14 protein-coding genes and 1 pseudogene are annotated in these 11,236 nt (G+C 40.5%); 2 read left to right on the forward strand and 13 right to left on the reverse strand.

The window, feature by feature from the left end:
• The coding region (locus tag RDS42_RS07430) for a hypothetical protein (RefSeq protein ID WP_308783081.1) at nt 1-589 on the reverse strand (589 nt) is incomplete at its 3' end.
• Nucleotides 590-734: 145 nt separating this feature from the next.
• Between RDS42_RS07430 and RDS42_RS07435 the strand changes: the two genes are divergently transcribed.
• Nucleotides 735-1,799 (forward strand): undecaprenyldiphospho-muramoylpentapeptide beta-N-acetylglucosaminyltransferase, encoded by a 1,065-nt coding sequence (locus RDS42_RS07435; protein WP_308783082.1) that lies wholly within the window; start codon nt 735-737, stop codon nt 1,797-1,799.
• A gap of 21 nt (nt 1,800-1,820) precedes the next feature.
• On the opposite strand, the gene RDS42_RS07440 is transcribed toward RDS42_RS07435, so the two are convergent.
• On the reverse strand, nt 1,821-2,354 hold the full coding sequence (locus RDS42_RS07440) for a sigma-70 family RNA polymerase sigma factor (protein ID WP_308783083.1): 534 nt from the start codon (nt 2,352-2,354) through the stop codon (nt 1,821-1,823).
• A 21-nt stretch (nt 2,355-2,375) separates the two neighbouring features.
• Nucleotides 2,376-2,777 carry an HIT family protein gene (locus RDS42_RS07445; protein ID WP_308783084.1) on the reverse strand — a complete coding sequence of 134 codons (402 nt, stop codon included), beginning with the start codon at nt 2,775-2,777 and terminating at the stop codon, nt 2,376-2,378.
• 127 nt (nt 2,778-2,904) lie between these two features.
• On the opposite strand from RDS42_RS07445, the gene RDS42_RS07450 reads away from it, so the two are divergent.
• Entirely contained in the window at nt 2,905-3,582 is a 678-nt protein-coding gene (locus tag RDS42_RS07450; RefSeq protein ID WP_308783085.1) for an ATP-binding protein, read from the forward strand.
• On the opposite strand, the gene RDS42_RS07455 is transcribed toward RDS42_RS07450, so the two are convergent.
• The 10 genes and pseudogenes from RDS42_RS07455 to RDS42_RS07500 all read right to left on the reverse strand — a co-directional run.
• Nucleotides 3,561-4,151, reverse strand: coding sequence for a rhomboid family intramembrane serine protease (locus RDS42_RS07455; protein WP_308783086.1), 591 nt, complete (start codon nt 4,149-4,151; stop codon nt 3,561-3,563). The genes RDS42_RS07450 and RDS42_RS07455 overlap by 22 nt on opposite strands.
• A gap of 92 nt (nt 4,152-4,243) precedes the next feature.
• Nucleotides 4,244-5,635: a DUF6382 domain-containing protein gene (locus RDS42_RS07460; protein WP_308783087.1), complete on the reverse strand. Its 1,392-nt coding sequence runs from the start codon at nt 5,633-5,635 to the stop codon at nt 4,244-4,246.
• On the reverse strand, nt 5,635-6,081 hold the full coding sequence (locus tag RDS42_RS07465; protein ID WP_308783088.1) for a pilus assembly protein: 447 nt from the start codon (nt 6,079-6,081) through the stop codon (nt 5,635-5,637). The genes RDS42_RS07460 and RDS42_RS07465 overlap by 1 nt, the downstream gene beginning before the upstream one ends.
• A complete protein-coding gene (locus RDS42_RS07470; RefSeq protein WP_308783089.1) occupies nt 6,078-6,494 on the reverse strand; it encodes a prepilin peptidase in 417 nt (138 codons plus the stop codon). Before RDS42_RS07470 ends, RDS42_RS07465 begins: the two co-directional genes overlap by 4 nt.
• 13 nt (nt 6,495-6,507) lie before the next feature.
• The gene (locus RDS42_RS07475) at nt 6,508-7,194 is read right to left on the reverse strand and encodes a hypothetical protein (protein WP_308783090.1); all 687 of its coding nucleotides are present in this window, start codon (nt 7,192-7,194) and stop codon (nt 6,508-6,510) included.
• Nucleotides 7,195-7,344: 150 nt separating this feature from the next.
• Nucleotides 7,345-8,826, reverse strand: coding sequence for a DUF5702 domain-containing protein (locus RDS42_RS07480; protein WP_308783091.1), 1,482 nt, complete (start codon nt 8,824-8,826; stop codon nt 7,345-7,347).
• Between the two features lie 78 nt (nt 8,827-8,904).
• A complete protein-coding gene (locus RDS42_RS07485; RefSeq protein ID WP_308783092.1) occupies nt 8,905-9,084 on the reverse strand; it encodes a Flp1 family type IVb pilin in 180 nt (59 codons plus the stop codon).
• Nucleotides 9,085-9,096: 12 nt separating this feature from the next.
• On the reverse strand, nt 9,097-10,122 hold the full coding sequence (locus tag RDS42_RS07490) for a type II secretion system F family protein (RefSeq protein WP_308783093.1): 1,026 nt from the start codon (nt 10,120-10,122) through the stop codon (nt 9,097-9,099).
• Between the two features lie 38 nt (nt 10,123-10,160).
• A complete protein-coding gene (locus RDS42_RS07495; RefSeq protein WP_308783094.1) occupies nt 10,161-10,919 on the reverse strand; it encodes a type II secretion system F family protein in 759 nt (252 codons plus the stop codon).
• Nucleotides 10,916-11,236: pseudogene (locus RDS42_RS07500) on the reverse strand (ATPase, T2SS/T4P/T4SS family); the annotation flags it as partial. The gene RDS42_RS07495 and the pseudogene RDS42_RS07500, both read right to left, overlap by 4 nt.

The raw sequence follows: 11,236 nt of genomic DNA on the forward strand, positions 1-11,236 counted from the left end.
ATTCCATCTTAGCAATATCTGATGTAATATCTACTTCATATCCATAAAACTCTAATCCATATGGTCGATAATAAAACTCTGGCATATCAATATCTAGTTTCTCTTCTATTTCTTCAATTGCCTCATATTCTTTCATATTAACAGTTTCATTTTTTTCATTATTGTCGATCACTGTTCTTGTATCGTTTCCACTCCATACACGTATATTATTTATCAGGTACGTTCTATTCGCCTCACTTGTCATACTGGCAGCAAATATACACGCACAGCAAAGGATTGCCACACCGGCAACTTTTCCAAAACGGATTTTTCTATGCATGGGGACGACTTTTTTCCCTATATCGGGTTCTGCATCATCTTCCTGATATATACCATCTGCTTTCAAGCTATTTATCAGTCTCTGATAGGAACGGGCTTCTTCTTCATCTGTAGATTCATATGCATCTGAATCTACATCTACAAAAAGCTCCCGTTCCATCTCTTCAGCCATTTTAATATATTGTTCATCCAAAAATAACCTGTGTCGGTCTTTTTTGTCAGATGACTGATTATTTTTCTGTTTTTTATTTCTTTTGAATTCTTTTCTCATTGTTTTCTCCCAATGATCAATTCTCTGACATTTGTGTTTTCTTTTTCGATTTTCATATTTCTTCAACCATTATCTTTTCTTGACAATTCTGCCTTGTTGGTTCATATTTATTGGTAACAAAAAGATTTTTCAGGAGGAATTCCCTATGAAACATATTGTGCTTACCGGCGGCGGTACTGCCGGACATGTCACTCCAAACATTGCAATGATTCCTGTTCTCCGGGAAGCCGGATACAAAATTTCCTATATCGGCTCTTATGACGGAATTGAAAAAAAACTCATCGAAGAACTGGATATCCCTTATTATGGAATCTCATCCGGCAAATTAAGACGGTATTTTGATGTAAAAAACTTCACAGATCCATTCCGTGTATTAAAAGGCTTTCATGAAGCAAAAAAACTGATGAAACAGTTAAAACCTGACATTGTCTTTTCCAAAGGCGGATTTGTTACTGTTCCCGTAGTGATTGCAGCCAAAAAATGCAAAGTTCCTGCAATTATCCATGAGTCTGATATGACTCCCGGACTGGCCAATAAATTATGTATTCCCTCTGCAGTAAAAGTATGCTGTAATTTTCCTGAGACAGTCAAAAATCTTCCCCAGGAAAAGGCCGTTCTTACTGGTACTCCTATTCGAAAAGAACTTCTCAGCGGAGATAAAGAAGCCGGACGCCGTTTCTGCGGTTTTACCTCTGATAAACCGGTTCTTATGGTGATTGGAGGAAGCCTTGGAGCCGCTTCTGTCAATAACCATATCCGCAGTATCCTTCCGGAGCTTCTTAAAGAATTCCAGGTAGTACATCTTTGCGGAAAAGACAAAACCGATGAGTCTCTCACCGGCACAGAAGGCTATGTTCAGTATGAATATATAAAAAATGAACTGGCTGATCTGTTTGCACTTTCTGACATTGTTATTTCCAGAGCCGGTGCAAATGCAATCTGTGAAATCAATGCTCTTCATAAACCAAATCTTCTGATTCCACTTTCCGCTAATGCCAGCAGAGGAGACCAGATTCTCAACGCCCGTTCTTTTGAACGGCAGGGATTCAGCATGGTACTGGAAGAGGAAGAAATCACTGACCAAAAGCTTCTGGATTCTATCCGAAGCCTATATTCCAATCGTCATTCTTATGAAGAAGCAATGGCCTCAGGAAAGCAGATGGATTCCATCCATCACATTCTTTCACTGATACAGGAGTACACAAAATAGTCCTGTCAGGAACATAATATTTTACATTTTCCGAAGTTTTTCTAATTCTTTCTTCATCCATTTTCTTGTCCGGAGGATTCTGTTATTCACATTGTTTCTCGTGATACCATATTCCTCCGCGACAGAATCTGGAGAAAGACCAAAATACACAATCTTGATCAATATTTCATAATTCATGGGATTTCTGTGGCGAAGCTTAGCCAGTACACGCTTCTTATATTCCGTCTCTTCTTTACGAATCATAATATTTTCCACATTTATATTTTCTTCCGAAATATCATCAATAGGGCTTTCGTCTTCAAAGACACAATGTTCATGCCGTTTCCATGATTTCTTGATATAATCTTTCGCCTTATTCACAGTTGCCATGAATATTAACGATTTGATCATCCTGTCATTTGTCAGTTCCAATGTATCTCTGATCTCATAAAGATGGTAAAAAACCTCCTGACTGATATCCTCCGCCAACATTTCATCCTTTACAATCTTTCTGGCAGAATTTACAGAAAATCTATGGTATTTATGATAGATCTCATTAAAATTCCCGTTTCTCATCTTCTGTATAATTTCCGATCTTTATTTTATCTTTGCCAGAATCTCATCTTTTACCTCATCAGTAAGTTTTCCCGGAGTCCAGGTCAGTCCTACCTTATCTCCCTTGTATCTGGGAATCAAATGCATATGAAAATGAAAAACCGTCTGTCCAGCAATCTCTCCATTATTCTGAACAATATTAAATCCCTCACATCCCAGCGCATCCGTCATCTTAGAAGCCATATGTTTTGCAAGGATCATTGCCTTTCCTGCTGTTTCATCAGAAAGTTCATAAATATTAGCCGCATGAGTTTTTGGCAGGATTAAGGCATGCCCCTTACTTGCTGGTCCAAGATCCAAAATCACACGAAACTCTTCATCCTCATATAAGGTCGCTGAAGGTATCTCCCCATTGGCAATTTTACAAAAAATACAGTCCACCATACTGTTCTCCTCCTTATTTATATAATATGTTCTTTTCCTATTGTCTCGTATTTTGTCGATTTTTTCAATACGAATTTTCTTGATTCTCTTAAATATGAATGCTACACTGCACACGAGGTGACAGACTATGCAGGAAAAATCAAATTTAGAACAACAGAAAAAAGACTTACAAATGACTCTCTCAAAACTTACCCATGAAATCCGTAATCCTATTGCCCTGATCCAGAGTGAATTACAAATGATAGCATCTGCCCATCCGGAAATAACTGATTTTGACGGTTGGTACCATGTCATGGAAAATCTGGAATATATCCGTAATCTTCTTAACGAATTATCTCAGTATAATAATGCAGAGCATCTTACACTCATACAAACAGATATGTCTGCTTTTCTGAACAGCGTTACCCGCTCCTTCAAGCCTGCTCTGGATTATCTGGGAATTTCCCTGATCACAGACATTCCGGAAAATCTTCCTCTTCTTTTTCTGGATCAGGTCAAAATGCGTCAGGCATTCCTCAATCTGCTGAGAAACGCGCAGGAATCCATTCAGCACTCACATGGAATCATTACGGTCTCTGCGGTTTCTTCTGACAATCATATTTCTATACAAATCAGTGACAATGGGTGTGGGATGACAAAATGTCAGTTAAAAAATATTTTTACCCCTTTTACAACCTACAAACCAGAGGGTACTGGTCTGGGACTGTCTGTCACCCGACAGATCATACAAGCTCATAAAGGCAGTCTGCAGGTTCACAGTATTCCTGAAAAAGGAAGTACCTTTCAAATCCTTCTTCGAGGCTGACCTGCAACAGCCGCCAGTATAAATCCCGAAGCCAGGCCTCCCAGATGTGCAGCGTTATCAACGCCTGTGCTGGAAAATCCAAAGTAGAGAGAGAAAACAGCCATTATGAGGATCTGTTTTATGGACAGATCCTCCAGATGTCCCTTATTTCGTATCACTACAAAAATCATAGCTCCCATTACCCCAAATACTGCACCAGAAGCCCCCGCTGATACCGTATAGCTGTTTTTGCTCAAATCTGCAGTCAATGAGATTATATTTCCCAAAAGTCCTCCTGCCAGATAGATAAATAAGAAACGCCATTTGCCCACTACTCGCTCCAGGCGGCTTCCAAGAACAAAAAGTACCAGCATATTATTTACCAGGTGCTCGATTCCAAAATGAAGAAACATACTGGTAAACAGCCGATATACCTCTCCCTTTTCCGTGATCAGAGGAGGATACACTGCTCCCCATTTTATCATATGCTCAATATCCTGTGAAAAACCAGTAAATTCTACTAACAAGAAAACTGCAATATTTATCACAACTAGCAGCACCGTTACTGGTTCTTTTCTAGCTTCTTCCAAAAACTCACCTCTGTCTTTTTTTCCTATTTTATCAAAAATATTTTTTTATGACAAGACAGATGAATGGATTATGTAAACCGTTTCCAATGAGTTTATTTCAAAAATACATACCTGGCCTGAGCAAAATCTACTTCATCTTCATCCTGAAGCAAATATTCCTCATTTCCTTTCAACATTATTCCATTTACAGCTGTTCCATTTCGGGAATTAAGATCTGTAAGATAATACCCATCGTCTTTTTTTCGTATTCTGGCATGGACACGACTGACAGTAGGGACAGGTATCACTGCATCTGCCGCATTTACCAGTTTCCCCACTACCATAAGATCCCTGTCCAGGTAAATGGTAGCCAGTTCTCCCGGCTCTCTGCTTACAAAGCTTGCCGGTCCCTGCTGCTGACTGGTGGACAGAACTACCGTCTCTCCGAAAACACTGTCTTCCCTGAAATTTTTGTCGAAGAGAGCTCCTGTTTCACCTAATTCCGTCTCTACCTGATCTTCACCCTGATTTCCTTTCTCAGAAAGATCTTCACTTCTTTTTGACTCATGCAGTGCCATTTCTCTCTCAGGCAGAGGCTTATCCGATTTTTTCTTCCATATTTCTGCATTTTCCTGTTTTCTTTTCTTTTTTTCAAATATCCATACTGACAGGGCTCCAAGACCAAGAATAAAAATCCCTGCAGCTATTGCTGTTTCTACTGACAACCATGGAATATATCCTAATGCACTGGTCGCCAGGACAGCCAGAAGCAGAAGAAGTCCCGCAGCACAAACTGCTGCACTTTTTATTTTTCTGTTTTTGAAAATATTCTTTTTTTCTTCTTTTTCATTCTGCTCCGATATTTCCTGACGCAGAGCTGCTTCCTGCTCTTTCTTTTCCAGTTCTGTTTTATTTCCTGGCTTTTCTTCTGAGCTGAAATCTGACTTCTCCTTTTTTATTTCTTCCTTACGATAAACTGCAGCCTTTACTGTTTCTAGCTGAAATCCCGGTTCCAGTGCCTTTTTGTAAATCCCGTATCCTAATACTACTGCCTGATCATCCTCATGCTCTAATTTAGGAAGAATGTATTCCGTCAGTTCTCTAAACTGTTCCTGAATTTCTCTGTGAAATCCTGGAAGACAACAAAAATATACTTTTTGAGATTCAATATCCAGGTAAATATACTCTGGTCTGAGGATCAGCTGTTCTGGATTCATTAAAAATTCCGTCAGTTCCTCCATAACATTCACAAATCCTCCGAAGACCATCTGGAGATCTCTGATGCGGAACTTCTTTTCCTCATATAGGACAGATAAAGGTTGTTTTGAAGTAATGTCGTAAGAAAAAAACTGACTGCCATCCAGACTCTGGATACGGCATTTTAAAATAGAAGGAATCACATTTCCTGCCAGCATCCGTACCTGGTAAGCTGATGTGTCCACAACAATATCCTCCTGAAGGATCAGATAATTATGATCCATATCTCTTCTAAATTCTGTCCGCATTATTCTCCTCCTGTCAATATTTCCCCTGCTGCCTTAACATTGCGAATCCAAAGAACCGGATCGATCACTTTCGATGTTCCTTCTGCTTTTAATTTCCAGGAAAAACCTCCAAAAGCAGCATTTGTATCTGCAGTGTAAGTAACTTTTATATTTTTTCCTTTCTGCACGTGTATATTAAGGTTTTCCATCCCGAAAAAACCTGTATTTCCCAATGTCCGGCTGCGTATTTCTGCTGTCTCCTCTGCTTTTCCATCCTCCCGCATTCCTTCCATACTTCCTGCCAACGCGGATTCACATGCTGCCGCTGTCAGCCATGCTCTGTTATGAACAAAAAAACAGAGATAAAGAATCCCTATTATGGCCAGCAGTACCAAGGACATTACACAGGCAGCCTCTATTGTAAAACTTCCTCTTTTTAATAATTTTAATCTTTGAATTTCTTTCACAGTAATACACCTCCCATATACGCCAGAAATATAAATGGTACAAACGGTATTTCTGTTTTTCCTTTCTTTCTGAATATTGTCAGAAGCAATATTGAAACACCGGCCGCCATAAGCATACTGAAACATATCATATTAATATAATCTTCCGTTTGTAGCATTAATGCCAAAGCAAGAAGAATCCATCCGTCTCCGCTTCCCAGCGCGCCTTTGGAAATAAAAGAAAAAAGCAAAAACAATAATCCTATTGCCAGCGGCAGCAGCATATCCCATAATTCCCGCTGAGATAAAACACTGAACACCACACCTGCACATCCATAAATCCCGGTAAGATACAGGGAAATCTCTTTTTTTCTGAAATCCATCCCTGTATTAACTGCTAAAAATACCATGGTGCATACTTCTTCTATCTTCATTATATCCCTCTTTCTATCCGCAGGAGCCACAGGCTCCCATTCCCTGTACATCAGAAATTTTCACAAGACGAACTGTCCTTTTCAGACCGCTGCAGGATTCCCGGTTATGATATCGATTCCCATTTTTTGTAATATAAACTACTCCTGCCGGCTTTTGATTTTTACTGCATATTTCACAGGCATAGTATTTCTCTCCCTGAGCATTATGGGCTGAAACTATACTGGAACCTGGAATCTGGTTCAAAGCTACGTGCAGATATCTGCATCCAGGATTCCTATGGTATACAGAACCGGATTCCGTTACATAAACCATTTCTTCCGATGGTTTTTCGTCTTCAGAAAAAGTACTATGATCAGTGCCTGTCCATGTATGAACCTTAACAGTATTATGCATCCATATTTCAGGCATGGGAATCAGCCCTCCTATCGGACTGTAAGTATATACATCCGGTATCGTCAGCTCATCTGGTCCCTTTCCATCCAGCATATACGCGTACATTCCTGCTTCTTTTGCCTGTTCACATAATGCATGCAGATGCTCTGACTGCATCTTATAAATATCCATAAAGGAGATTAAGGTAACCATCCCAAGAAAAAATAACGGCAGTACCAAAGCAGTTTCCACTGCAATACTGGCTTTTCTTATGAAAGAGGCACACAAAGATGTCTTTTCAGAAGAATGACCGCTTCGCCTGTTCATCGGGGGAAACAGGCGCCAGAAGCGCAACAGAGTACATATCCTTTCTCTCCTTTTACTGTCTGTCCAATAATCTTGATCCTTCCCATTTATAAATTTTCTTTTCTTCTGAAAAAACACCTTTCTGCACCTCTTTTCATATCCAATGACCATTTATAAATAGCTGTACTGTTTTTTTACCGTAAATATCTTTTTTCGATTTGCCTTTACATCCACAGACGCTTCTATTGCCTCTATACAGTGATCTAATCTGAATCCCTTTTGTCCGGTACTGCTTCTAATGCACAGCTCTATCATATCCATGCCTCTGCTTACTTTATTTTTTTTCGACTCAGATACTATCATAAGCTGAAGATACTCTTCATAAGAAAGTCCGCTTTCATCATTTCTTCTTCCACTGTCCAGATTCTCCATAAGATCAGCCAGATTCTCTAATGCCAGCTGCCAATTTCCAGCATGTTTGACAAAAGGTACCTTTCCTCCATGGAATAATTCTCTGAGATCCAAAAGGCTTTCTCCAAAGGACCAGCACAGAAGAAGAGCCGCTTCTATGATTACGGATGCAGGAGGAACCAGAAAGGCTGATGCAATAGCGAGAGCCATGCTCTGTACCTGTGCCCGCTTTACCGGGTCTGTCATAAGATATGCTGCATTGATTCCTTCTCTTACCATAAGAAGCCGGCTGGCTGTAGATTTAAGATTTTCCCTGTCACTGTTCTTTCCGCATAAAAGATATTCTTTTTGATATTTCAGTTCACAGTCAGCCGGTGCTGTATAGCTTCCCAGTCTGTTTTCCAGATACTTCTGAAATAAAAGCTGAGAAACATAAGAATCATCTTTTTTGACTTCTTCCAACATACCCATTCCTTTATCACATCTTCGTCCAGAAAGTAATGAGGATTTTTCTACCGTATTTTCCGAGATACCTTTTTCCGCAGGCACAATAAGATCAAGAAGACTCATATTTCGTATTCTTTTCAGAATCGGTATAGGATTCACTACCTGAGACGGCTGACTTCCATCAGATATTTCCGGCTCCCCGGTCTGTCCGCCATTTTCTCCTGAAGTATTCTCCGATTCCTGCTGAGCTGCTTCACTGTTCTGTGCTGCTGCATCCATTTCTGCATCATAGTTCTCAATAGACTGATTTCCTTCTGCCTGATTGCCTGTCTCTTCCGCTTCTCTCACACGTTCTCCCTGTTGCTGAAACTGATCGATCAGACTCTGAATCCCCTGAATCCCTAATGTTTTCTTCATATAAGTTACTGCCTGCCGAAAAAACACTTCCCCATCCTGATCAGTTGCCAGACGATAGCCGGAAAATCCACCCTGTTTGACAGAGAGTTTCTGACTGTTCTGTTCCAGCAATGGCTTCATATAGTTTTCCAGTTCATCATATAAAGATGACAGATTGATTTTTCCCTTGTTTCCGGATCCATTGAGGAAAAAAAGATCGTAATCTTTTAGAAGAATACGGTCATACTGCCCAAACAGAGAATACAGACCAATATCCATACTGTTAAGAATCTGAGTTCTGGCAGCAGCCATTCTTACGGATTCAATGCTGGTGCATACCAGTGATAGAAGAAGACTTAATATCAATGTTAAAAATATCGTAATACTGCCTTTTTTCATAAATATCCTTCCTTTCTGATAGCCTTTCCCGGATCATAAAAACGGCTGTGCCATTTAAGCGTCTGTCCTCTGTAACTTTTAAATAGAATTACTTTGCTTCGTAATCTTAGCCAGAATATTTTTCACCAGGCTTGTAAGCTGTTCCTTAAAAATGATTACAAGACCAATCAATACCACAAGGATCAGAATGATCTCCACAACACCTACCGCATCTTCTTCCATTATAAAACTCTTTGCCAGTTCCCATATTTTTTTCATTGTCTCACCTCCCTATCCATAAAATGAGAGAAATGCAGGTATCATGATCACTGCCATCACTACTGCAAGCATCATTACCATTGGTACCAGAAGCTTAGTTGCTGCCGCCTCTCCAAGTACACGGGCTTTTCTTTTTCTTTCATCCCAGGCCTCCAGAGCTTCCTTTTCCAGAAGCTCTGCCAGTCTTCTGCTGCCCTTCTGCAGATTTTGAATAAGAAGTGTAGAAAAAGTTCTGTATTTCATTTGACCGCATCGTTCTCCAAATCTTCTGTAAGCCTCTATTTCTGCCACACCACTGTCCATTTCATTACAGGCTGCAGCCATTGCTTCATATGCAAAATGTGATATTTTATTTCCTCTCCGTCTGTAATCAGCAGTAATCTTTTGGAAGGCTTTCCGCGCAGTCATTCCTGCCTGTATCAAAAGGGCAAATTTCATAATGATCCCCGGATAATCCATAAGAAGCTGCTCGGACCGTCGGAGCTCTTTCTCCTGCTTTTCTTTGGTTTCTTTTAAAAGTAAAAGAAACGCTGCAAAAAAACCCAGTGAAGCCAAAAGTTCTCCTGTATGTTCTTTCGGTCTTTCCCATTCCAGGGTATACCCCTTCCATTTCGAAGGAAGATAATAATAATCGGGGTCCGCTTTTTCTTGATTATATTTTTCCAGCATCTCCTGAAACTCCTGTTTCTTCAGATCCTGTGGATCCTCTTTTTCCAAACCCTGTTCCTGTTCATCCTGTCCGCTTTCTTTTTGAGGAATCTGAATATTCAAAGTTCCTTTTCTCTCACCGTCTACAGAAATCGTATATTCCTGTTCATAAATACCGGCAGCATCCCTCGGAATCCTCAGTCCGTTGCTGTAAACGTTTTCTCCTCCCTTCCAGGTCATGATCATGCCCAGAAGATTGCAGCCGACAGCCACTGCCAGAAACAATCGTACTCCTTTTTTATCTGTCAGAAGTTCCCAGTGTATCCACCCGGCCTTGCTGAACAGTACTAAACCAAAAACCGCAGTAAAAATCACTATATGTACCCACATGTTCTTTCTCCTGTATGTTTTCCACATCCTGTCCGCTCTTACACATCAATATCCACAATTCTTTTCCCCATCCAGTAGGAAAGCATATAAATTCCCAGACAGACTGTCATAGCAAAAATTCCAAATGCATTTCCATAGAGAACCTCCAGAAATCCCGGCGATGTAAGCTGCAAATACAGTATGATACCTGCCGGCATAAAGCTCATGATCGTCTGCTCCGCTTTCTTGGCAGAAAGAGTTGCTTCAATTTCCTTCTGGACATCAATCTTATCTCCAAGCATTCTGGCAGAAGTCTGTATTACCTTATCCATGTCTCCGCCGGTGCGCTTTGCAGTACTGAAAACAGCTGCAAAATTTTCAATATCCTCAATGCCGCTTCGTTCTCCAAGGGACAGAAATAATTCCTCTACAGGAACACTGACTTTTTTCTGACTTTCCATGTATCGAAATTCCTGTACAATATCCGCATCTGCAGGATAAAGTCTTTCCATATCTCTTCGGCATGCTGTCACAGCATTTTCTACAGAATATCCAGCCTGTACGGCAACACTGAGAGAATTCAGAGCATCTCGGAACTGATAATTCAGTTTTTTCTTTCTCTCTTTAATCCGCTGCCGTTTTTTCATTCTGAGAAACAGGACCGCTGCCGGAACTGCTGCCAGCATACACCACCAGTTTTGATAAAACAGATAATCTGCGGCTCCGCACAGCATTGTACTTTGCAGGCAATATTTAGCTGCTTCTTTTCCTGTAAAATGATATTCTTCATAATTTTTCTTTTTGTTATCCTGATTCATATATTCACCTCTGCCCGTATCAGCTTTTCACGATTACAGAGCTCCGCCGTCTTCACCAGACCGTGCCCCTCTTCCCATCGATAAAGCGTTTGTGTAACTATCTCATTGGCCTTAAATCCACAGACCTCGGCAATTTCCAGAACCTTTCTGGTCTTATCTCTCATTCGTCCAAGATGTATAAGGATATCCACTCCTGAAGCAATTTGCCTGCGTATGGCCTCCAGAGGCAGATCTACTCCCATCAGTGTCATAGTTTCCAGACGACTCAGCATATCCATGGCAGAATTCGCATGAGCAGTACTAAGACTGCCCTCATG

The sequence above is a fragment of the uncultured Blautia sp. genome (assembly GCF_902497045.1).
Taxonomy (GTDB): domain Bacteria; phylum Bacillota; class Clostridia; order Lachnospirales; family Lachnospiraceae; genus Blautia_A.

Excerpts from the sequence above, each read along its gene's own strand:
- RDS42_RS07470 (WP_308783089.1), bottom strand. The coding sequence starts at position 6,494 with ATGAAGATAGAAGAAGTATGCACCATGGTATTTTTAGCAGTTAATACA.
- RDS42_RS07450 (WP_308783085.1), top strand. The coding sequence starts at position 2,905 with ATGCAGGAAAAATCAAATTTAGAACAACAGAAAAAAGACTTACAAATG.
- RDS42_RS07460 (WP_308783087.1), bottom strand. The coding sequence starts at position 5,635 with ATGCGGACAGAATTTAGAAGAGATATGGATCATAATTATCTGATCCTT.
- RDS42_RS07440 (WP_308783083.1), bottom strand. The coding sequence starts at position 2,354 with ATGAGAAACGGGAATTTTAATGAGATCTATCATAAATACCATAGATTT.
- RDS42_RS07490 (WP_308783093.1), bottom strand. The coding sequence starts at position 10,122 with ATGTGGGTACATATAGTGATTTTTACTGCGGTTTTTGGTTTAGTACTG.
- RDS42_RS07435 (WP_308783082.1), top strand. The coding sequence starts at position 735 with ATGAAACATATTGTGCTTACCGGCGGCGGTACTGCCGGACATGTCACT.
- RDS42_RS07445 (WP_308783084.1), bottom strand. The coding sequence starts at position 2,777 with ATGGTGGACTGTATTTTTTGTAAAATTGCCAATGGGGAGATACCTTCA.
- RDS42_RS07485 (WP_308783092.1), bottom strand. The coding sequence starts at position 9,084 with ATGAAAAAAATATGGGAACTGGCAAAGAGTTTTATAATGGAAGAAGAT.
- RDS42_RS07495 (WP_308783094.1), bottom strand. The coding sequence starts at position 10,919 with ATGAATCAGGATAACAAAAAGAAAAATTATGAAGAATATCATTTTACA.
- RDS42_RS07475 (WP_308783090.1), bottom strand. The coding sequence starts at position 7,194 with ATGAACAGGCGAAGCGGTCATTCTTCTGAAAAGACATCTTTGTGTGCC.
- RDS42_RS07480 (WP_308783091.1), bottom strand. The coding sequence starts at position 8,826 with ATGAAAAAAGGCAGTATTACGATATTTTTAACATTGATATTAAGTCTT.